Origin of the sequence: Burkholderia sp. Bp9016, from assembly GCF_003857765.1 — a bacterium.
Taxonomy (GTDB): domain Bacteria; phylum Pseudomonadota; class Gammaproteobacteria; order Burkholderiales; family Burkholderiaceae; genus Burkholderia.
Genome location: NZ_QTPY01000027.1, coordinates 40,614 through 62,067 on the forward strand (window position 1 = coordinate 40,614; position 21,454 = coordinate 62,067).

The 21,454-nt window shown below is 65.8% G+C and carries 23 protein-coding genes; 13 read left to right on the plus strand and 10 right to left on the minus strand.

Going from position 1 to position 21,454, the window contains the following annotated elements; all coding sequences use genetic code 11:
• Positions 1–140: 140 nt before the first annotated feature.
• The 10 genes from DIE13_RS26880 to DIE13_RS26925 all read left to right on the plus strand — a co-directional run bounded on the left by DIE13_RS26880 (position 141) and on the right by DIE13_RS26925 (position 9,021).
• Entirely contained in the window at positions 141–911 is a 771-nt protein-coding gene (locus DIE13_RS26880) for a GntR family transcriptional regulator (RefSeq protein ID WP_124830113.1), read from the plus strand.
• Positions 908–2,647: a fumarate reductase/succinate dehydrogenase flavoprotein subunit gene (locus DIE13_RS26885; protein ID WP_124830114.1), complete on the plus strand. Its 1,740-nt coding sequence runs from the start codon at positions 908–910 to the stop codon at positions 2,645–2,647. The genes DIE13_RS26880 and DIE13_RS26885 overlap by 4 nt, the downstream gene beginning before the upstream one ends.
• 17 nt (positions 2,648–2,664) lie before the next feature.
• Positions 2,665–2,910 carry a ferredoxin family protein gene (locus tag DIE13_RS26890; protein WP_006755644.1) on the plus strand — a complete coding sequence of 82 codons (246 nt, stop codon included), beginning with the start codon at positions 2,665–2,667 and terminating at the stop codon, positions 2,908–2,910.
• Between the two features lie 38 nt (positions 2,911–2,948).
• Positions 2,949–4,373, plus strand: coding sequence for an ABC transporter substrate-binding protein (locus DIE13_RS26895; protein WP_124830115.1), 1,425 nt, complete (start codon positions 2,949–2,951; stop codon positions 4,371–4,373).
• A 37-nt stretch (positions 4,374–4,410) separates the two neighbouring features.
• Positions 4,411–5,286 carry an ABC transporter permease gene (locus DIE13_RS26900; protein ID WP_124830116.1) on the plus strand — a complete coding sequence of 292 codons (876 nt, stop codon included), beginning with the start codon at positions 4,411–4,413 and terminating at the stop codon, positions 5,284–5,286.
• The gene (locus tag DIE13_RS26905; RefSeq protein WP_124830117.1) at positions 5,283–6,071 is read left to right on the plus strand and encodes an ABC transporter ATP-binding protein; all 789 of its coding nucleotides are present in this window, start codon (positions 5,283–5,285) and stop codon (positions 6,069–6,071) included. Before DIE13_RS26900 ends, DIE13_RS26905 begins: the two co-directional genes overlap by 4 nt.
• 32 nt (positions 6,072–6,103) lie before the next feature.
• Positions 6,104–7,099 (plus strand): HEAT repeat domain-containing protein, encoded by a 996-nt coding sequence (locus DIE13_RS26910; protein ID WP_124830118.1) that lies wholly within the window; start codon positions 6,104–6,106, stop codon positions 7,097–7,099.
• Entirely contained in the window at positions 7,096–7,422 is a 327-nt protein-coding gene (locus DIE13_RS26915; RefSeq protein WP_124830119.1) for a gamma-butyrobetaine hydroxylase-like domain-containing protein, read from the plus strand. Before DIE13_RS26910 ends, DIE13_RS26915 begins: the two co-directional genes overlap by 4 nt.
• A 182-nt stretch (positions 7,423–7,604) precedes the next feature.
• A complete protein-coding gene (locus tag DIE13_RS26920; protein ID WP_124830120.1) occupies positions 7,605–8,489 on the plus strand; it encodes an NAD(P)-dependent oxidoreductase in 885 nt (294 codons plus the stop codon).
• A gap of 49 nt (positions 8,490–8,538) precedes the next feature.
• Positions 8,539–9,021 carry an NUDIX hydrolase gene (locus tag DIE13_RS26925; protein ID WP_124830121.1) on the plus strand — a complete coding sequence of 161 codons (483 nt, stop codon included), beginning with the start codon at positions 8,539–8,541 and terminating at the stop codon, positions 9,019–9,021.
• 10 nt (positions 9,022–9,031) lie between these two features.
• Here the strand turns inward: DIE13_RS26925 and DIE13_RS26930 are convergent, their stop codons facing one another.
• The 5 genes from DIE13_RS26930 to DIE13_RS26950 all read right to left on the minus strand — a co-directional run bounded on the left by DIE13_RS26930 (position 9,032) and on the right by DIE13_RS26950 (position 14,034).
• Positions 9,032–9,619, minus strand: coding sequence for a 2'-5' RNA ligase family protein (locus tag DIE13_RS26930; protein ID WP_124830122.1), 588 nt, complete (start codon positions 9,617–9,619; stop codon positions 9,032–9,034).
• A gap of 156 nt (positions 9,620–9,775) precedes the next feature.
• Complete coding sequence (guaA, locus tag DIE13_RS26935; protein WP_124830123.1) at positions 9,776–11,395, minus strand: glutamine-hydrolyzing GMP synthase; 1,620 nt, start codon at positions 11,393–11,395, stop codon at positions 9,776–9,778.
• Between the two features lie 107 nt (positions 11,396–11,502).
• On the minus strand, positions 11,503–12,099 hold the full coding sequence (locus DIE13_RS26940) for a hypothetical protein (RefSeq protein WP_124830124.1): 597 nt from the start codon (positions 12,097–12,099) through the stop codon (positions 11,503–11,505).
• Positions 12,100–12,105: 6 nt separating this feature from the next.
• The gene (gene guaB, locus DIE13_RS26945) at positions 12,106–13,566 is read right to left on the minus strand and encodes an IMP dehydrogenase (protein WP_124830125.1); all 1,461 of its coding nucleotides are present in this window, start codon (positions 13,564–13,566) and stop codon (positions 12,106–12,108) included.
• A gap of 192 nt (positions 13,567–13,758) precedes the next feature.
• Positions 13,759–14,034, minus strand: coding sequence for a hypothetical protein (locus DIE13_RS26950; RefSeq protein WP_234745685.1), 276 nt, complete (start codon positions 14,032–14,034; stop codon positions 13,759–13,761).
• Between DIE13_RS26950 and DIE13_RS26955 the strand changes: the two genes are divergently transcribed.
• Both DIE13_RS26955 and DIE13_RS26960 read left to right on the plus strand, forming a co-directional pair.
• Positions 13,961–14,614 carry a glutaminyl-peptide cyclotransferase gene (locus DIE13_RS26955; protein WP_260435139.1) on the plus strand — a complete coding sequence of 218 codons (654 nt, stop codon included), beginning with the start codon at positions 13,961–13,963 and terminating at the stop codon, positions 14,612–14,614. The two genes, DIE13_RS26950 and DIE13_RS26955, sit on opposite strands and share 74 nt — an antisense overlap.
• Before the next feature lie 160 nt (positions 14,615–14,774).
• Positions 14,775–15,758, plus strand: a complete 984-nt coding sequence (locus DIE13_RS26960) for a DMT family transporter (RefSeq protein WP_124830126.1) — start codon at positions 14,775–14,777, stop codon at positions 15,756–15,758.
• A 60-nt stretch (positions 15,759–15,818) separates the two neighbouring features.
• Here the strand turns inward: DIE13_RS26960 and DIE13_RS26965 are convergent, their stop codons facing one another.
• Complete coding sequence (locus DIE13_RS26965) at positions 15,819–16,142, minus strand: RnfH family protein (protein WP_124830127.1); 324 nt, start codon at positions 16,140–16,142, stop codon at positions 15,819–15,821.
• A 4-nt stretch (positions 16,143–16,146) separates the two neighbouring features.
• Positions 16,147–16,584 carry a type II toxin-antitoxin system RatA family toxin gene (locus DIE13_RS26970; protein ID WP_124830128.1) on the minus strand — a complete coding sequence of 146 codons (438 nt, stop codon included), beginning with the start codon at positions 16,582–16,584 and terminating at the stop codon, positions 16,147–16,149.
• Positions 16,585–16,682: 98 nt separating this feature from the next.
• Between DIE13_RS26970 and smpB the strand changes: the two genes are divergently transcribed.
• Positions 16,683–17,129 carry an SsrA-binding protein SmpB gene (gene smpB, locus DIE13_RS26975; protein WP_006758548.1) on the plus strand — a complete coding sequence of 149 codons (447 nt, stop codon included), beginning with the start codon at positions 16,683–16,685 and terminating at the stop codon, positions 17,127–17,129.
• A gap of 104 nt (positions 17,130–17,233) precedes the next feature.
• Here smpB and DIE13_RS26980 read toward each other — a convergent pair whose 3' ends face one another.
• From DIE13_RS26980 to ppsA, 3 genes are all read right to left on the minus strand, one after another.
• Positions 17,234–18,169, minus strand: coding sequence for an SPFH domain-containing protein (locus DIE13_RS26980; RefSeq protein ID WP_124830129.1), 936 nt, complete (start codon positions 18,167–18,169; stop codon positions 17,234–17,236).
• A gap of 33 nt (positions 18,170–18,202) precedes the next feature.
• Positions 18,203–18,637, minus strand: a complete 435-nt coding sequence (locus tag DIE13_RS26985; protein ID WP_124830130.1) for an NfeD family protein — start codon at positions 18,635–18,637, stop codon at positions 18,203–18,205.
• Between the two features lie 148 nt (positions 18,638–18,785).
• On the minus strand, positions 18,786–21,185 hold the full coding sequence (gene ppsA, locus DIE13_RS26990; protein ID WP_124830131.1) for a phosphoenolpyruvate synthase: 2,400 nt from the start codon (positions 21,183–21,185) through the stop codon (positions 18,786–18,788).
• Between the last annotated feature and the right edge of the window lie 269 nt (positions 21,186–21,454).

The following is a 21,454-nucleotide window of genomic DNA, read 5'->3' on the forward strand; positions in this document are numbered from 1 at the left end:
GCCGCCCGCCATCGGCTCCTTCATTCGTCCACGGAGTCCTCCGCTTTTCCGGAATCGGAAAGTCGAAATCAGAAATAGTTGGTTTGGGCGCGCGGGCCCGCTCACTACACTCCAGTCTTCTTGTCATAACAAGTGGACCGATGACCCCACCCAACGTCGTGCCGCTGTCGACGGCCCCGCTTTACGTGCAGATCAAGGACACGCTGCGCACGCGCATCCTCGACGGCACCTATGCGCCGCACAGCCGGATGCCGTCCGAGCACGAACTCTGCGCGATGTTCGACGTGAGCCGCATCACGGTGCGCCAGGCGCTCGGCGACCTGCAGAAGGAAGGCCTGCTGTTCAAGCTGCACGGCAAGGGCACGTTCGTGTCGAAGCCGAAGGCTTTCCAGAACGTGACGTCGCTGCAGGGTTTTGCCGAAGCGATGTCGTCGATGGGCTACGAGATCGTCAACCAGTTGCGCAGCTTTCGCACCGTCAAGGCCGATCGCCATCTCGCGACGAAACTGAATGTGCCGGAAGGTGCCCCGCTCGTCGAGATCCACCGCGTGCGGCTCTTGAACCGCGAGCCCGTGTCGCTCGAACAGACGTGGGTGCCCGAAGCGCTCGGCAAGCGGCTCGCGGGCGCCGATCTCGCGACCCGCGACATCTTCCTGATCCTCGAGAACGACTGCGGCGTGCCGCTCGGTCACGCCGACGTGTCGATCGACGCGATTCTCGCCGACGACGAAATCGTCGAGGCGCTGCGCGTCGAGGAAAGCAGCCCGGTGCTGCGCATCGAGCGGCTCACGCACGACGCGTCGGGTACGCCGATCGACTACGAATACCTCTACTTCCGCGGCGACGCCTTCCAGTACCGGTTGCGCATCGACCGGCAGAAGACTCGCCAACCTGCAAGGAATCCGCGATGAATACCCATGTACTCGAATACGACATCGTCGTGGTCGGCGGCGGCACGGCCGGCCCGATGGCGGCGATCAAGGCAAAGGAGCGCGACCCGTCGCTGCGCGTGCTGTTGCTGGAGAAGGCGAACGTGAAGCGCAGCGGCGCGATCTCGATGGGGATGGACGGACTGAACAACGCGGTGATCCCCGGCCATGCGACGCCCGAACAGTACACGCGCGAGATCACGATCGCCAACGACGGGATCGTCGATCAGGAAGCCGTGCATGCATACGCCACGCACAGCTTCGCGACGATCGAACAGCTCGACCGCTGGGGCGTGAAGTTCGAAAAGGACGGCACCGGGGACTACGCGGTGAAAAAAGTCCATCACATGGGCTCGTACGTGCTGCCGATGCCGGAAGGACACGATATCAAGAAGGTGCTGTACCGGCAGTTGAAGCGCGCGCGCATCGCGATCACGAACCGGATCGTCGCGACGCGCGTGCTGACCGACGCGCAGGGCCGCGCGAGCGGCGTGCTCGGCTTCGACTGCCGCACGGCGGATTTTCACGTGATCCGCGCGAAGGCCGTGATTCTGTGCTGCGGCGCGGCCGGCCGCCTCGGGCTGCCGGCGTCCGGCTACCTGATGGGCACGTACGAAAACCCGACCAATGCGGGCGACGGCTACGCTATGGCCTACCATGCAGGCGCCGCGCTCGCGAACCTCGAGTGCTTCCAGATCAATCCGCTGATCAAGGACTACAACGGCCCCGCCTGCGCTTACGTGACAGGCCCGCTCGGCGGCTTCACCGCGAACGGCAAGGGCGAACGCTTCATCGAGTGCGACTACTGGAGCGGCCAGATGATGTGGGAGTTCTACCAGGAACTGCAAAGCGGCAACGGCCCGGTGTTCCTGAAGCTCGACCACCTCGCGGAAGAAACGATCCAGACCATCGAGCAGATCCTGCACACGAACGAGCGGCCGAGCCGCGGCCGCTTCCATGCGGGGCGCGGCACCGACTACCGGCAGCAGATGGTCGAGATGCACATCTCCGAGATCGGTTTCTGCAGCGGGCACAGTGCGTCCGGCGTGTACGTGAACGCCCGTGCGGAAACGACCGTGCCGGGGCTCTACGCAGCCGGCGACATGGCGGCCGTGCCGCACAACTACATGCTCGGCGCGTTCACGTACGGCTGGTTCGCCGGGCAGAACGCAGCCGACTACGTGGCCGGCCGCGATCACGCGCCGGTGGACGACGCGCAGGTCGCGGCCGAGCGCACCCGCGTGCTCGCGCCGCTTGCGCGCGAACGCGGCCTCGCGCCCGCGCAGGTCGAATACAAGCTGCGCCGCATGGTGAACGATTACCTGCAACCGCCGAAGGTGACACGCAAGATGGAAATCGGCCTGCAACGTTTTGACGGAATTATTGAGGATATCGAAGAAATCAAGGCAAACCATCCACACGAGCTGATGCGTGCTGCCGAAGTGCGGGCGATCCGCGACTGCGCCGAAATGGCTGCGCGTGCGTCGCTGTTCCGTACCGAGAGCCGCTGGGGACTGTACCACCATCGCGTCGATTTCCCGCATCGCAACGACGCGGAATGGTTCTGCCACACGTGGCTACGCAAGGGCGCCGACGGTGCGATGCGCAGCGAGAAGCGTCCGGTCGAACCCTACATCGTGCCGCTCGCCGACGACGAACGCAGCGCCTACGCGCACCTGCGCATCCGCGAACCGGCCGCACTCGCGGCCGCCCTGTGACTCCGAGGAGCCTTACCGTGCCCCATACCCCGCACGACATCTTCCTGCGCAGCAGCGCACCCGTGACGATCGACGAGGACCGCTGCATCGCCGACAAGGGCTGCACCGTCTGCGTCGACGTGTGCCCGCTCGACCTGCTCGCGATCGACGTGACCAAGGGCAAAGCCTACATGCAGTTCGACGAATGCTGGTACTGCATGCCGTGCGAACGCGACTGCCCGACCGGCGCGGTCAAGGTCGACATCCCGTATCTGCTGCGCTGACCCGGCGCGCCGCTTCCCCACCATCGGACCTACGACACATGAACCCTACGCTACGGAAGTTCCGCCTGCTCGCCGCATCGCTCGCGCTGTCGGCCGCCGGCCTCGCGCACGCCGAAACGATCCGCGTCGCGATCGGCACGCAGGACACGACGATCAACTGCGCGACCGGCGGCCTGCTGATTCGCGAGCTGCATCTGCTCGACAAATATCTGCCGCACACCGGCAAGTACCAGGACGTGGAGTACGACGTGCAGTGGAAGGACTTCACGTCCGGCGCGCCGCTGACCAACGAGATGGTTGCCGGCAAGCTCGACTTCGGTGCGATGGCCGATTTCCCCGGTGCGCTGAACGGTGCGGCGTTCCGCAAGGCCGGCCGCAAGAGCGTGTTCATCACCGTGCTGGACGGCAGCATCGAGGGCAGCGGCAACGGGATCGTCGTGCCGACCGGTTCGCCGGTGCGCTCGCTCGCGGACCTCAAGGGCAAGACGATCTCGGTGCCGTTCGCATCGACCTCGCACGGGATGCTGCTGCGCGCGATCAAGGCACAGGGCTGGAACCCCGATACCGACGTGAACATCGTCACGCAGGCGCCCGAAGTCGCCGGCAGCGCATTGAAGGCCGGCAAGATCGACGCGCATGCGGACTTCGTGCCGTTTGCCGATCTGTTCCCGTATCGCGGCATCGCGCGCAAGATCTACGACGGTGCGCAAACCCACGCACCGACTTTCCACGGCGCGCTCGTCGACGCGGACTACGCGCAGCGCTATCCGGAGGTGGTCGTCGCGTACCTGCGCGCCGCGATCGAAGCGAACCGCCTGCTTGCGCAGAATCCCGAGAAATACAGCCTGTTGATCGAAAAGGTCACCGGCATCGAGGCGCCGGTCGACTATCTGTATCACGGGCCGCTCGGCATCCAGACCCGCGACCTCACGTGGAAGCCCGAATACCGGCAGGCCGTCGCGACCGCCATCGACACGCTCAAGCTGCTGAAGAAGACCGACACCGCGCCCGATCCGGCGACCTTCATCGACGACCGCTATATCCGCGCCGCCTTCAAGGCGTCGGGACTCGACTACGATGCCGCGCTGAAGCTCTACGGCAGGCAGCCGCTCGTCGCGAACGACGCGACGACGGGCAAGCCGATCCGCGACTTCAACGACGTCGCGCAAGTCTGGCTCGTCGGCGACGAACCCGTGCGTCACTACGCGAGCCCCGCGGCCGCATTCGCCGCGCTCGGCAAGCTCGGCCCGGCCGCGAAGGTGCGCGCGGTCTTCGTGCACGACCATGCGAGCGGGCTGAAGCTGTTCGCGGACCAGGCGTGGTACGTGAAAGACGCGCACGGCGTGTTGAGCGCATTCCTGCTGAAGACGAGCGCCGCTGCGTACGCACAGCGGATATCCGGTTCGGTTGTCGACTACGCGGCCGCGAAGACCGGCGCCGTGCAGGCGCTTGCATCGCGCTGAACCTTCCCCTTCCTCTTCACCGACACCGGATATCCGCATGGCCGCCACCTTCGAGTTTGCCAAACGCCGCCTCTCCGAATCGCCGCGCGCCGGCGACACCCGCACCGCGCATGCCGCCGCGCGTGCGCGCCCGACCTCGTTGCGCCGCCGCACATGGCGAATCGCGTCGCTCGTCGCGTGCATCGCGCTGTGGCAGGCGGCCGTCCAGTGGCGGCTGTCGCTCGGGATCGTCACGTTCGCGAACGTGCCGGCACCGGCCGACGTCGGACCTGCGCTATGGTCGCTGCTGCATTCGCCGAAGCTGCCGATGCACCTGTTCGCGAGCATCACGCGCGTGCTCGCCGGCTTCGTCGCGGCGGCATTCGCCGGCGTCGGTCTCGGACTCGCGATCGGCCGCTATCGCGCGCTCGAAGACACGCTGCTGTCGCCGCTCGAAGTGCTGCGGCCGATTCCGGCCGTCGCGTGGATTCCGCTCGCGATCCTGATGTTTCCGTCGTCCGAACTCAGCATGATGTTCATCACGTTCGTCGGCGCGCTGTTCCCGATCCTGCTGAATACCGTGCACGGCGCCGAAGCCGTCGACCCGCGGCTCGTCGCGACCGCACGCAGCCTCGGCACGCGCGGCGTCGCGCTCTACGCGGAAGTGATCCTGCCTGGCGCGGCGCCGGCGATCTTCACGGGGCTGTCGATCGGGATGGGCACGGCCTGGTTCTGCCTCGTCACGGCCGAGATGATCGCCGGCCAGTATGGAATCGGTTACTTCACATGGGAGTCCTATACGTTACAGAATTACCCGGACATCGTCGTCGGGATGGCGCTGATCGGCCTGCTCGGGATGGGCAGCAGCCTGCTCGTCAAGCGAATCGGCACGGCGCTCACGCCGTGGTACGCACCGCGTGGAGGCCGGCAATGACCACCACCGCTCTTGCCATTGCCGCACCGGGCCGCGTCGGCGTACGTGCGCTGACGATCGAACTCGGGCCGCCGCATGCGCGCTTCGCGGCGCTCGATGCGCTCGACGTCGATATCGCCCCCGGCGAGTTCGTCTGCGTGCTCGGGCCGTCAGGGTGCGGAAAGTCGACGCTGCTCGGCGCGCTCGCCGGACACGTCGCGGCCACGCACGGCGAGATCGTCGTCGACGGCGAACCGGTCGACCGCCCGCATCCCGATCGCGGGCTCGTGTTCCAGCAGCACACGCTGTTTCCATGGAAGCGCGTGATCGACAACGTCGCATTCGGCCTGAAGATGAAAGGCGTGCCCGCGCGAGAGCGCCGCCGCGAAGCCGCCGCGCTGCTCGAACTCGTCGGGCTCGGCGACTACGGCGCGCACTACCCCGCGCAGTTGTCCGGCGGCATGCAGCAGCGCGTCGAGATTGCCCGCGTGCTGATCAACCGGCCGCGCATCCTGCTGATGGACGAACCGTTCGGCGCGCTCGACGCGCAGACGCGCCGCATGATGCAGACGCTGCTGCTCGACATCTGGTCGCGCATCGGTACGACCGTGTTGTTCGTCACGCACGATATCGAGGAAGCGCTGTTTCTCGGCGATCGCATCCTGATGCTGTCGCCGCGACCCGCGCGCATCGTCGCCGACATACCGGTGCCGCTCGCACGACCACGCACCGACGACAGCACCACCGAGTCCGCATTCGTCGACATCAAGCGCCGCTGCCTCTCGCTGTTGCGCCACGCTGTTTGATCGCACGCCCCTCACCGCTCAGCACCTTGCCCATGACCGATTCTTCTCCTGCTTTCCCGCTGCCCGGCGCGCTCGATCCAGACCTTGCCGGCCTCGTCGCGCGCGTCGCTTCGCCCGACGCACCGGTGCGCCGCCTTGCACTCCTTGAACTCGCCGACCTCGAGGATCCCGATCTAGTGCCGGCGTTCATTGCGGCACTGCGCGACGATCCGTCGGCCGACGTACGCGGTGAAGCCGCGCGCGTGCTCGGCGCGTGGGAACAGCCCGACGTCGTCGACGCGCTGTGTCACGCGCTGCTCGACCCGGACGACGGTGTACGCGCGACCGCTGCTCAAAGCCTGTCCGAGCTGAAGGACGTTGCCTCCGGTGCCGTGCTGTGCCGCTGGGCCGGACGGCCGGAGCCGTTCGTGCGCGGCGCCGTGCTGCGCGGGCTGCGCGAACTGCGCGACCCCGACGCGTTCGCGCCGGCACTGCGCGCGCTGGACGCGGACGCGGCGGCCGTGCGGGCGGAAGGCGTCGCCGTGCTCGGGTGGCTCAAGGACGCTCGCGGACTCGTGCCGCTTGCCCGCGTGGCGACGGCCGACGCTCATGCCGACGTGCGACGCATTGCGGTTGGCGCGGTCGGGTTTGCGGCATCGAGCGACACGGCCGTCGTGACCGCCTTGCTTGCGGCGTTGCGCGACGCCGAATGGCAGGTCCGCGAGGAAGCGGCCGCGACGCTCGGCAAGCTGCGCATCGCGACTGCGCGCGCGCCGCTCGTCGCCGCGCTCGACGACGATTACTGGCAGGTGCGATTGCGTGCGGTGCGCGCGCTCGGACAGTTGCGCGATGCTGCAGCAGCATCGGCCGTCGCCGCGCAGCTCGCCCATGCGATCAGCAACTTGCGCAAGGAGGCCGCGCTCGCGCTCGGCGAACTGCGCGATCCTGCGACGTTGCGCGCATTGCATGACGCGCTGGAGGATCGCGATCCCGAAGTCCGCAAGGCCGTGCGGATCGCCATCGCGCAGATCGAAGGGGGCGCACGATGATCGCGCCGACCGAGATCCTGCTCGACCATGCGGCCCGCGCATTGACGCTGCGCTGGCCGGATGGCGATACGCAACGCATCGACTATGCGCGGTTGCGCAGTGATTGCCCGTGCGCCGCGTGCAGGAAAATCCGGTTCGACGGCGGCAGCGTTCGCGCGCAACCGGGCCTGACGCTGGACAGTGTCGAAGCGGCAGGCTACGGCATCCGGCTACTGTTCGGCGACGGTCACGCGCGGGGTATCTATCCGTGGCCGTATCTCGCCGGACTCGGCAAAGATCAACCGGATACCGGCCGCGCTTCTCGCGGCGAGGCTGTGGGCTGAACGTCGAACGACCGGACTTCGATCTGCCGTTTCACCGTCGTAGCGGGTCGCGATCCGCTCGGCTTCAGCGCATCCTACCGACACGCGCCGCTGCGCCTGCCAGCATGCCCCCGCACGAGTCCGAAAACGCTGCGATACTGACGCCTGCGCGCTGCACTCCCCTTTCCCGAAGGAGCACGGACATGCAAACGGCAGTCGGATTCATCGGCCTCGGCGTGATGGGAACGCCGATGGCACTTAACCTCGCGCGGGCCGGCACGCCGCTCATCGTGTGGAGCCGGTCGCACGGCAGCGACGATGCACTACACGATGCCGGCGCGCAAGTCGTCGAACAAGTCGACGACGTGTTCGGCGCGTGCAGCACCGTGTTGCTGATGCTCGCGAACGACGCAGCGATCGATACCGTCCTCGCACGCGGCACGCCCGATTTCGCCGCGCGCGTCGGCGGACACACGATCGTGAACATGGGCACGAACTCGCCCGAATACTCGCGCGCGCTCGCCGACGAAATCGCTGCCGCATCCGGCCGCTACGTCGAATCGCCGGTGTCGGGTTCGCGCAAGCCGGCTGAAGCCGGACAGCTCGTCGTGATGCTGGCCGGCGCGCCGGAAGACGTCGACGCGATCCGCCCGCTCGTGAAGCCGCTGTGCCGCGACAGCTTCGTGTGCGGCGACGTGCCGGCCGCGCTGACGATGAAACTCGCCGTGAACCTGTTCCTGATCACGATGGTAACGGGCCTGACCGAGGCGACGCATTTCGCGCAACGTCACGGCATCGATCTCGCGCGCTTCGCCGACGTGCTAAACGCCGGCCCGATGGCCAGCGACGTGTCGCGCGTGAAGCTCGGCAAACTTGTCGCGTCGGACTTCGACGTGCAGGCGGCAATCACCGACGTGCTGAAGAACGCACGGCTCGTCGCCGAATCCGCGCGCAGCATCGGAATCGCGTCGCCGCTACTGGACATCTGCCATGCGCTCTATGGCGAAACCGAACAGGCCGGATACGGTTCGTCCGACATGGTCGCCGTGATTCATGCGATCGAGCAGCGCAGCGACGACGTGCGATGAATCTCAGGTACCCCAACCCGTTCGCGTCCGCCGACGCATAGGCCCGATCATGTCCGAACCCTCACGCTCCCCGACCGCCAATGCATCGCCGCTGCGTGCCGTTCCTGCCGTGATCGGCGTCGTGCTGCGCGAACGCGACGTGCTGCTCGTGCGGCGCGCGAATCCGCCGGACGCAGACCGCTGGGGATTCCCCGGCGGCAAGATCGAACCGGGTGAGCCGATCGCGGACGCGATCGTTCGCGAGCTTGCCGAAGAGACGACGCTCGACGTCGAAGCGCTCGACGTATTCACCGCGCTCGATTCATTCGATCACGATGCCGCCGGCCGCGTGCGTCAGCATTTCGTGATGGTCGCGGTGCTGTGCAAATGGCTGCGCGGTACGCCCGCTGCCGGGGACGATGCGCTGGAGGCGCGCTGGTTCGATCTCGGTGAACTCGAACGCGACGATCTGCCGATGAGCGCGGGCGTGCGCGACGTTGCGCTGCGTGCTGTCGCACGGGCCGCGGACATCGACAGATCGAACCGTCCGTGAGCGGCGCCCCTTAACGCTGGCAATCGTCGCTCAACGGCCAGCACCCTTTTATTTCGTGATGTGTCTTGCCGAACAAGCTGTCGATCAGAACGAATTCGCGCACGCGCCACGTAATCGGCGCAATCTCGCGCGGCCGGAACCGGTTTTCGCTGTACAGCAACGTGATATGAGGCGTGAAATGCCTGCTTGACGCGCGAACCCCGGCCCAGTTGAGCGCGTCGACCAGTTTCTGATGGAACTCAGTCAATGCACCCGGCACGACATCCGGGGTCAGTACCCACGGGAAATTCCCCGGCCGGCCTTTGAAACTGAGGATCCGGTCGAACGTCACGTCGAACGGCGCAGCGTGAATACGTTGCGCCGCCATGCACGCACGTGTGGCGACGCCCGACGGCACCCGCATGAACGGCCCGAGCGACTGTAACGTGATGTGGAAACGGTTGGTGTCCTGCAACCGGCCTTCGATGGACACCTCGGCCAGCAGTCGACCGGCCTGGTCCGCGATGCGCGCAGCGGTATCCGGATCGGGCTTCACCGCGAAGAACAGATGATGCTCCAGCCGGCCCGCTTCAATTCCGGGTAGCGTCAGTTGAGTCATGGCAGCATGGGCGATACGCCGAAGATGACGCTTCCATTATGGTCAATCGGACGACCATGTGCCGGCGGCATGAAAAGCGCCCGGCAGGTTTCCCTGCCGGGCGCTTCGCATCGTTCGATGCCGTCATCCGCTACCGGGGTATGCCCCAGCGCAGCATTACTCCCACTCGATCGTCGCCGGCGGCTTGCCCGAGATGTCGTACACCACACGGTTGATCCCGCGCACCTCGTTGATGATCCGGTTCGACGCGCGGCCGAGCAGCGCGTACGGCAAGTGCGCCCAATGCGCGGTCATGAAGTCGGTGGTCTGCACCGCGCGCAGCGACGTCACGTAGTCGTACGTACGGCCATCGCCCATCACGCCGACCGACTTCACCGGCAGGAACACCGCAAACGCCTGGCTCGTCAGGTCGTACCAGGTCTTGCCGACGTCGGCTTCGCCGCACAGGCCCGCTGCCGCATCCTGTGCGGTGGCGGTCGTGCCGCGCAGTTCCTCGATGAAGATCGCGTCGGCACGGCGCAGCAGATCCGCGTATTCGCGCTTCACTTCCCCGAGAATCCGCACGCCGAGGCCCGGGCCCGGGAACGGATGGCGGTACACCATCTCCGGCGGCAGGCCGAGCGCAACACCGAGTTCGCGCACTTCGTCCTTGAACAGGTCACGCAGCGGCTCGAGCAGCTTCAGGCCGAGCGTTTCCGGCAGACCGCCGACGTTGTGGTGGCTCTTGATCGTCGTCGCCTTCTTCGTCTTCGTGCCGCCCGATTCGACGACATCCGGATAGATCGTGCCCTGTGCGAGCCACTTCGCCTTCGACAGCTTCTGCGCCTCGGCCTGGAACACCTCGACGAATTCGCGGCCGATGATCTTGCGCTTCGCTTCCGGATCGGTCACGCCGGCCAGGTGGCCGAGGAATTGCTCGGATGCGTCGACGTGCACGACCTTCGCATGCAGGCGGCCCTCGAACATGTCTAGCACCATCTTGCCTTCGTTCAGGCGCAGCAGGCCGTGGTCGACGAACACACAGGTCAGCTGGTCGCCGATCGCGCGGTGGATCAGCGCGGCGGCCACGCTCGAGTCGACACCGCCGGACAGGCCGAGAATCACTTCCTCGTCACCGACCTGCTCGCGAATCTTCGCGACGGCTTCCTCGATGTGGTTCTTCATGATCCAGTCGGGCTTCGCGCCGGCGATCTTCAGCACGAAGCGCTCGATGATCTGGCGGCCCTTCACCGTGTGCGTGACTTCCGGGTGGAACTGCACCGCGTAGTAGCCGCGCGCCTCGTCGGCCATGCCGGCGATCGGGCAGCTCGGCGTCGATGCCATCAGCGCGAAGCCCGGCGGCAGTTCGGCAACCTTGTCGCCGTGGCTCATCCAGACCTTCAGCATGCCGTGGCCTTCGGCCGTCGTGAAATCCTCGATGCCGTCGAGCAGGCGCGTATGGCCGTGCGCGCGCATTTCCGCGTAGCCGAACTCGCGATGGTCGCTCCACTCGACCTTGCCGCCGAGCTGCACGGCCATCGTCTGCATGCCGTAGCAAATGCCGAGCACCGGCACGCCGAGATCCCACACGGCCTGCGGCGCGCGCAGTTGATGGTCTTCGTACGTGCTCGCGTGGCTGCCCGACAGGATCACCGCCTTCGGCGCGAACTCGCGGACGAAGTCGTCGGACACGTCGTTCGGGTGGATTTCGCAGTAGACGTGCGCTTCGCGCACGCGACGTGCGATCAGTTGGGTGACTTGCGAACCGAAGTCGAGAATCAGGATTTTGTCGTGCATGGCTGCGGACGGGATGAAGAGAATAAGAAAAGCAGCGCATGAAGCGCTGCGTCAAAAGCATGGACAGCGGCGTCGGGCGGCAGGCGGCTCGCGCGACGCATCGCCGGTCAATCCTGTGACGGCGGGCGCGCGTCGAAAGCAACGCTGCCTGATGCGCGATCGGATGCCGCCGACGTGCCTGCCGCGGCCGGCGCCGAAGGCGCCGCCGGGCGGCTGACGACCGGCTCGACACGCTGCGGCACGGGCGGCGGCACCGGTTCGACCGGACCCTTCGCGGCCCGCGCTTCGAGCGCCTGCGCCTTCTCGCGCCGGCGCACGGCCGATGCGAGCCGCACGCCGCCGAGGCCGAGCACGATCAGCGCAACGCCGGCCACCGCCGACAGCACCCTGCCGGCAGCAGCAAGCGCGGGACCGTTACCGGTGCCGATCGACCACACGACCGTCAGCACGCCGATCAGCCAGTTCACATGGCCGACCGCACGTGCGACCGGCGCCGTGAGTTCGCCGTTGATCGCTGCGTGAAACGCGAGCCACGCGAGCCCGAGCAGCGCGATGCCGAACGCCTGGCCGAGCATCGCCGGCTGGATGTTCGCGAGCTGCAACGCGTTGAAAAGCGCCTGCCAGGGCGTCAGCACGAACAGCACGCCGAACGCCAGCAACAGCACGGCATCGATGATCAGCACGGCTCGCAGCAGCGGTTTCATCGGCGATCAGTCCACGTGATAGTTCGGCGCTTCCTTCGTGATCTGCACGTCGTGCACGTGCGACTCACGCATGCCCGCCGCGGTGATCTGAACGAATTCGGCCTTGTCGTGCAGTTCGTCGATCGTCTTGCAGCCGCAGTAGCCCATGCTCGCGCGCACGCCACCGACCAGCTGGAACAGGATCGCGTTGACCGAGCCCTTGTAGGCGACGCGGCCTTCGATGCCTTCCGGCACGAGCTTGTCGATGTTCGCGGAGTTGTCCTGGAAGTAGCGATCTGCCGCGCCGTCCTTCATCGCACCGACCGAACCCATGCCGCGGTACGACTTGTATTGACGGCCCTGGTACAGGAACACGTCGCCCGGCGCCTCTTCAGTGCCCGCGAACATGCTGCCCATCATCACCGCGTTCGCGCCGGCCGCGAGGGCCTTCGACACGTCGCCCGAGAAACGCACGCCGCCGTCGGCGATGCACGGCACGCCGGAGCCCTTCAGCGCTTCCGAGACGTTCGCGATCGCGCTGATCTGCGGCACGCCGACACCCGCGACGATCCGCGTCGTGCAGATCGAGCCCGGGCCGATACCGACCTTGACCGCGTCCGCGCCGTATTCGACGAGCGCCTTCGCGGCGGCTGCCGTCGCGATGTTGCCACCGATCACTTCGACGTGCGGGAAGTTCTGCTTGACCCAGCGCACGCGCTCGAGCACACCCTTGCTGTGGCCATGCGCGGTGTCGACGACGATCACGTCGACGCCTGCCTGCACGAGCAGCTCGACGCGCTCTTCGTTGTCTGGGCCGACGCCGACTGCCGCGCCTGCGCGCAGCTTGCCGTGTTCGTCCTTGCACGCGTCCGGGTGTTCGGTTTGCTTGGTGATGTCCTTGACGGTCATCAGGCCGCGCAGTTCGAACGCGTCGTTGACGACCAGCACGCGCTCGAGGCGGTGGCTGTGCATCAGCGCCTTCGCTTCGGCGAGCGGCGTGCCTTCCTTGACCGTGACGAGACGATCGCGCGGCGTCATGATCGACTTGATGGGTTCGTCGAGGCGCGTTTCGAAACGCAGGTCGCGGTTCGTGACGATACCGACGAGCTGCGGGCCTTCGACGACCGGGAAGCCGGAGATGCCATGCTGGCGCGACAGCGCGATCACGTCGCGCACCTTCATCTGCGGCGGGACAGTGATCGGGTCGCGGACGACGCCCGATTCGAAACGCTTGACCTTCGCGACCTCGCGGGCCTGCTCGGCCGGCGTGAGGTTCTTGTGGACGATACCGACACCACCCTGCTGCGCCATCGCGATCGCGAGGCGACCCTCGGTGACCGTGTCCATCGCGGCGGACACGAGCGGCATGTTCAGGGAGATGTTGCGGGTCAGCTTGGTTTTCAGGCTGGTGTCGCGCGGGAGAACGTCGGAAAAGGCGGGAACGAGGAGCACGTCATCGAAAGTGAGTGCTTTTTGGATCAGACGCATGGCAAATCCTATGGGCGCAAAAGCGAATTATACGCGAAGCGCTGCGAATTTTCACAACACGAACAACGGGTTAGCCGTTTTCCAGCGTTCGGGGGCCGAATCGTTCGGATCGCCGTTCGGTTCGTTTTCGATCGCCTTTCGTTTCACTCCGGCTTCACCCCATTCGCGCAACCGGCCGCCACCGGGCCGATTTCATGCCGCCGCCGGCCCATGCGGCGTTGGCTGCAACGCCTCCGCCGGCCTTGCAGCGCGGCGAAGCCGCCCTAACCCGGCCGCACACATGATCATCACGAACCCGGCGCCGATCGCGACACCGCCGACGACCATCCGCGCAACGCGTTCGCCACCGGCCGGCACCAGTCGCTCGGCGGCGATCGCCACCGTCACGACGGCCATCACCCGCAGACCCAGCACGCCCGTCGCCAGAACCACAGCCATCAGGTTCCCGCAGCGCAGCGCGGCCCGCACGCCGTGTCGCCACGCGGCGCCGGCACCCGGCCGCCCGGCCGCCCGGCATATCCGGCAACCGGCGCATGCCGGCACGGCGTTCGACGGCCGTCACCTGTTCCAGATCGTCGAGGACCGCATCGAGAAGATCGATCCGGACTCGGGCCGCGTGCTTGCGACGATTCCCGCGCCCGGCGGCGGCGCCGATTCCGGGCTCGCATGGGCCGAAGGCACGCTGTGGGTCGGCCAGTACCGCGAGCGCAAGATTCATCAGGTCGATCCGCTATCGGGCGCCGTGCTGCGCACGATCGAATCGAACCGCTTCGTCACCGGCGTGACGTGGGTCGACGGCGAGCTGTGGCACGGTACGTGGGAAGCCGACCAGAGCGAGCTGCGGCGGATCGATCCGCACACGGGACAGGTAGTCGAACAGGTCGACATGCCGCCCGGCATCGGTGTGTCGGGGCTCGAATCCGACGGCCGCGACACGTTCTTCTGCGGCGGCGGCAACAGCGGCAAGCTGCGCGCCGTGCGGCGCCCCGCGCACGTGGCAGGCGACAGTGTGACAGCGGCCGCACCGGCCGAGCCGGTCGCACGCTGATCCGCCGATCGCCGGCAGGCACCCCGATCCGCCGGCAAACAGAACCGGATTGCGGCCGCCTCATCACCCCGCCCCACTCCGAGTGCAGGAATGAACAAGACGCGGTCGCACCGGCATCGTTAAGATGCGCGCTCGTCAGTCATTTTGTTCGGAGCAGTCGATGCAGCGCGGTGTAGTGTATGGCGTCCTCGCGGGCGCGTTGTGGGGCATGGTATTTCTCGTTCCACGCCTGATGACCGACTTCTCGCCGCTGCTGCTGAGCGCCGGCCGCTATGCCATGTACGGTCTCGTGTCGCTGGCGGCCGCGCTGCCCACGGCTCGTTCGCTGCTTGCGCGACTGACCCGCGAGGATCTCGTCGCGCTCGCGAAGCTCGCATTGATCGGCAATCTCGCGTATTACATGCTGCTGTCCACCGCCGTGCACCTGATCGGCATCGCCCCCACATCGCTGATCGTAGGCGTGCTGCCCGTGACCGTCACGCTCCTGGGCCTCGGCGACCGCGGCGCCGTCCCGCTGCGACGCCTCGCCGCCCCGCTCGCGCTGGTGATCGCCGGCATCGTCTGCATCAACGTCGACCTCTTCACATCGGAAGCCGCGCTGGCGACGACGTTCGCCGAGAAGCTCGCCGGCATCGCGTGCGCAAGCGGCGCGCTCGCGAGCTGGACCTGGTACGCAGTCGCGAACGCGCGCTACCTGCAGCGTCACCATCATTTCAGCGGCAACGAATGGTCGGTGCTGTGGGGTGTCGTGACGGGCGTGATCGGCGGCCTCTGCTGGGTCACAATCCTCGCGCTGCCGTCCGGCACGGTGCAGGCGGCCGTCCCGGCACCCCGCTGGCAGCTGTTCTGGGTGCTGAACCTTGCGCTCGCGATCGGTGCGTCGTGGCTCGGCAACGGACTGTGGAACGCGGCGTCGAAGCGGATGCCGCTCACACTGTCGGGCCAGCTGATCGTGTTCGAAACCGTGTTCGCGATGCTCTACGCGTTCGTCTACGACCACCGGATGCCGCGCACGCTCGAGATCGCGGCGCTCGCGCTGTTGCTGGCGGGCGTCTACGGATCGGTGCGCCGGCACAGCGACACGCACGACAGCGGCAACGCGACCGGCGGCGCGGCCGTGAGCGCGAGCAGCGCGGCCCACTGAGCGCGGCCGCGCGTCTTGTCTGATGAATCGGAACGAAAAAGGCGGGTGGCACGACGCGCGTCAGCGCGCGTCCTTGTGCATCCACTTGCGGCCCTCGATGGAGCCTTCGCGACGGGTCTTGTCGACGCGCCGCTGGCGCGCGAGCTTCGGATCGACGATCAGCGGGCGGTAGATCTCGACGCGGTCATGGTCGGCGAGCGGCGCGTCTAGCGGCGCGAGCTTGCCGAACACGCCGGTCTTCGCGTGTGCGAGATCGATCTCCGGGTGCCGCGCGAGCACGCCGCTCGCGTCGATCGCCTCGCGCACAGTCGCGCCGTCGGGCAACGACACCGGAATCAGCGTCTGGCGATCCGGTAGCGCGTAGCAGACTTCGATCGACAGCATCGCGTCACCCCTTCCCGTAGCGCTGATCGGCACGCTTGACGAACGAATCGACGAACGTGTTCGCGATATGGCTGAACACGGGCCCGATGATCTTTTCCAGCAGGATGCTGGAGAACTCGTAGTGCAGCGCGAATTCGATCTTGCACGCATCGGCGCGCAGCGGGATGAAGCGCCACGAGCCCGTGAACTTCTTGAACGGGCCGTCCGCGAACTCCATGTCGATCCGCGTCGGACGCTGCTGCGTGTTGCGCGTCGCGAAATGCTGCCTGATGCCCTTGAAGTTGATATCGATGCGCGCTTCCATCCCGCTGTCGTCCTGACGACGAACTTCGACGCCGCCGCACCACGGCAGGAAATTGGGGTAGTCGGCCACGTCGGTGACGAGGTCGAACATCTGTTCCGCCGAGTGGCGGATCAATACGGTTTTCTGGACATCTGCCATAAATCGCGCGGCATCGCCTTAAGTGAGAACGCAAGCCGGGCGATTCCCGCCCCGCTTTGCTAAAATCGTGATTTTAAACGAGTTGGCCCGATCCTTTCATGAGCATCATCGACAACAGGAAAGCGCACTTCGATTATCACATCGAGGAGCGCTACGAGGCGGGGCTCGTGCTGGAGGGCTGGGAAGTCAAGGCGCTGCGCGCCGGCCGCGGCCAGATCAAGGAAGGTTACGTCGTCGTCAAGAACGCCGAGATCTTCCTGATCGGTACCCATATCAGCCCGCTGCCCGAAGCCTCGACGCACATCACCCCCGATCCGGTCCGCACGCGCAAGCTGCTGCTGCACCGCGAGGAAATCAAGAAACTGATCGGCAAGGTCGAGCAGCGCGGCTACACGCTCGTGCCGCTGAACTTCCATTACAAGGGCGGTCGCGTGAAATGCGACATCGCGCTCGCGAAGGGCAAGAAGCTGCACGACAAGCGCGAAACCGAGAAGAAACGCGACTGGGAACGCGAAAAGGCGCGCATCATGCGCGCCGGCACCTGATTCGCCCAGCCTGCATCGCAAACGACACGGCCCGCTCGCAGCGGGCCGTGTCGCTTTCTACGGTATAAGGCGTCGGGGCCGATCGCCGTGCGTTCAGCCCACGCTCAGCCCTTGCCGGCCGCGGCCGGCGCCGCGCTCTTCACGATCGTCAGCGCCGATGCGATCGCCGTGCCCAGATCCGACAGGTTCGACGGCACGATCAGCGTATTGCCCTGCTTCGCGAGGTTCGAGAACGCGCCGACATACTGCTCGGCAACCTTCAGGTTCACGGCGTCCATCCCGCCCTGCGACTGGATCGCCTGCGCGATTTTCTGGATCGCCTGCGCGTTCGCCTCGGCAACCGCGAGAATCGCGGCCGCCTCGCCTTGCGCCTGGTTGATCGCGGCCTGCCGCTCGCCTTCCGACTTCTGGATCGCCGCTTCGCGCGCGCCCGACGCGAGGTTGATCTGCTCCTGCTTGCGGCCCTCGGAGGCAGCGATCAGCGCACGCTTTTCACGCTCGGCGGTGATCTGCGCCTGCATCGCGTGCAGGATCTCCTTCGGCGGCGTCAGGTCCTTGATTTCGTAGCGCAGCACCTTCACGCCCCAGTTCGCCGCGGCCTGGTCGAGCGCCGACACGATGTTGTGGTTGATGAAGTCGCGCTCCTCGAAGGTCTTGTCGAGCTCGAGCTTGCCGACTACCGAGCGCAGCGTCGTCTGCGCGAGCTGCGTGATCGCCAGCACGAAGTTGCTCGACCCGTACGATGCCTTCATCGGATCGGTGACCTGGAAGTACAGCACGCCGTCGACCTGAAGCTGCGTGTTGTCGCGCGTGATGCAGACCTGGCTCGGCACGTCGAGCGGGATTTCCTTCAGCACGTGCCGGTATGCGATCCGGTCGACGAACGGCAGCACGATATTGAGACCGGGCGACAGCGTCGCGTGATAGCGCCCGAAACGTTCGAGCACCCACGCATGCTGCTGCGGCACGATCTTCACCGTCTTCGACACGATCACCATGGCGATGATAAGCAGGACGACCCAGATGACCAGCGTATCCATGCAGTGTTCCCTCCTTGTTGTATCAGTGGACGATCAGCCCGCGGGTTTCGCTACGACGACGAGACAGTTGCCGCGCACGGCACTCACCCGATACACGTGCGCATCGTCGCGCTCGCCGCTCGCGAGCTCGACGTCCCAGTCGGCGCCACGATACTGCACGCGCGCGCGGCCGTCATGCCACGCGTCGACCGTGACGGTCGCGCCGATATCGAGATTGACGTCCGGATTCGTCGACGTGTCGCGCTTCTGCTTGCGCCCGAGCCCCGAGCGACGCAGCACGACCATCGCGATGATCGCGACCGCGGCGGCCGCGCCGAACTGCGCGTGCGGCGCGAAGCCCGCGAGCTGCAGCAAGGCGCCCGAGAAAAAGCCGAGCGCGATCATCAACAGATAGAACGTGCCGGTCAGCAATTCGGCCACGACCAGCACACCGCCCCCGATCCACCAGAACAGATGCCCCGACATCATTGCGGTCTCCAGAAAAACATCCCCGACGCGTACCGACAAACAAAAACACCCCGGTGCTTACCGAGGTGTTTATAGCATGAAGCTTGCATTTTGCCTTCAACGAAAGCGCGGCAGCACCGCTCTTTCGTCGAATCGGCATGACGGACCGTTACTTCCGGTTGGCCAGCGCCTGCCACGTATCGATGATCGTGTCGGGGTTCAGCGAGATCGACACGATGCCTTCGTCGGTCAGCCATTCCGCGAAATCCGGGTGATCGGACGGGCCCTGGCCGCAGATCCCGACATACTTGCCCATCTTGCGGCAGGTGTCGATCGCACGCTTCAACAGGAACTTGACGGCCGGGTCGCGTTCGTCGAAGTCGGCAGCCAGCAGTTCCATGCCCGAGTCACGGTCGAGGCCGAGCGTGAGCTGCGTGAGGTCGTTCGAACCGATCGAGAAACCGTCGAAGTGTTCCAGGAATTCTTCGGCGAGAATCGCGTTGGTCGGGACTTCACACATCATCACGAGGCGCAGGCCGTTTTCGCCGCGCTTCAGGCCGAACTTCTCGAGCAGGCCGACAACACGTTCCGCCTGCTTCACGGTCCGCACGAACGGCACCATGATCTCGACGTTGGTCAGGCCCATGTCGTCACGCACGCGCTTCAGTGCACGGCATTCCATCTCGAACGCCTGCGCGAAGTCTTCGGCGATGTAGCGCGACGCGCCGCGAAAGCCCAGCATCGGGTTTTCTTCGTCCGGCTCGTAACGCGAACCGCCGATCAGCTTCTTGTACTCGTTCGACTTGAAGTCGGACAGGCGCACGATCACGGGCTTCGGATAGAACGCCGCAGCGATCGTCGCAACGCCTTCCGTCAGCTTGTCGACGTAGAACTGGCGCGGTGACGCGTGACCGCGTGCAACGCTCTCGACGGCCTTCTTCAGATCCTGGTCGATGTTCGGGTACTCGAGAATCGCCTTCGGGTGCACGCCGATGTTGTTGTTGATGATGAACTCGAGACGCGCGAGGCCAACACCACCGTTCGGCAGTTGCGAGAAGTCGAACGCGAGCTGCGGATTGCCGACGTTCATCATGATCTTGACCGGGATTTCCGGCAGTTCGCCGCGCTGCACTTCCGTGACTTCCGTCTCGAGCAGCCCGTCGTAGATCTTGCCTTCGTCGCCTTCCGCGCACGACACGGTAACGAGCGCGCCATCCTTCAGGATATCGGTCGCGTCGCCGCAACCGACGACTGCCGGCACGCCGAGCTCACGCGCGATGATCGCCGCGTGGCAGGTGCGGCCGCCACGGTTCGTGACGATCGCCGATGCACGCTTCATCACCGGCTCCCAGTTCGGGTCGGTCATGTCGGCCACCAGCACGTCGCCCGGCTGCACGCGTTCCATTTCCGACGGATCCTGGATCACGCGCACGGGACCCGCGCCGATCTTCTGACCGATCGCGCGACCCGTCGCCAGCACCTGCGACTGACCCTTCAGCTTGAAGCGCTGCTCGGCCTTGCCGCTCGCCTGGCTCTTCACCGTTTCCGGACGCGCCTGCAGGATGAAGATCTTGCCGTCGCGACCGTCCTTGCCCCACTCGATGTCCATCGGACGCTGGTAGTGCTTCTCGATGATGACCGCGTACTTCGCGAGCTCGATCACGTCTTCGTCGGTGATCGAGTAGCGGTTGCGCTGCTCGTGCGGTACGTCGACCGTCTTCACGCGGCCCGGCTCGCCCGGCTGCGTGAATTCCATCTTGATCAGCTTCGAGCCGATCGAGCGGCGGATGATCGGATACTTGTCCTGCGCGAGCGTCGTCTTGAACACGTAGAACTCGTCCGGGTTCACCGCACCCTGCACGACGGTTTCGCCCAGGCCGTAGCTCGACGTGATGAACACGGCGTCCTTGAAGCCCGATTCGGTGTCAATCGTGAACATCACGCCGGCTGCGCCGACGTCCGAGCGGACCATGCGCTGCACGCCGGCCGACAGGGCGACTTCCGCGTGCGTGAAGCCTTTGTGCACGCGATACGAGATCGCGCGGTCGTTGTACAGCGACGCGAACACGTGCTTCATGCGGTCGAGCACGTCCTCGATGCCGACGACGTTCAGATACGACTCCTGCTGACCGGCGAACGATGCGTCGGGCAGGTCTTCCGCGGTCGCGGACGAGCGCACGGCAAACGACAGCTCGCTCGGCGAGCCGCTCTTCAGGATTTCGAACTGTGCGCGGATTTCCTGCTCAAGACGTGCCTGCATCGGTGCGTCGACGATCCACTTGCGGATTTCGGCGCCGGCTTCGGCGAGCGCCTTCACGTCGTCGATGTCGAGCGACTCGAGACGCTTGGCGATGCGATCGGTCAGATCGTTGTGCTTGAGGAAATCGCGGAAAGCGAGCGCGGTCGTGGCGAAACCGGTGGGTACGCGAACGCCTGCCTCGGAAAGCTGGCTGATCATCTCGCCGAGCGACGCATTCTTGCCGCCCACGATCTCCACATCGGTCATCCGCAACTGCTCGAACGGGATTACATACGCCTGATCCTTTGCGACGTTTGCTGCGTTAGTCATACAAGCCCCTAAGTGTGAAAAAAATGCTCGATTGCGCAAGTGGGCTCGGACGCGGGCGCTTGCAAAAAGGCGCGGCGCGTCTTGCGCAACCTGTTGGAGAAACAATCGCAGGACGGAACCGCTTCCGACCCGATTTGTAAAAATCCCGGCAGAAAGGCGATATATTCATACCAATCGCCGAATTTGCCGGGAGTTATGGATCGAGCACGGCAAGCCTTGGGTGCCGTTTGCACCCTGCCCCCGCAATTGCTTATCCAACAGGTTGCCGC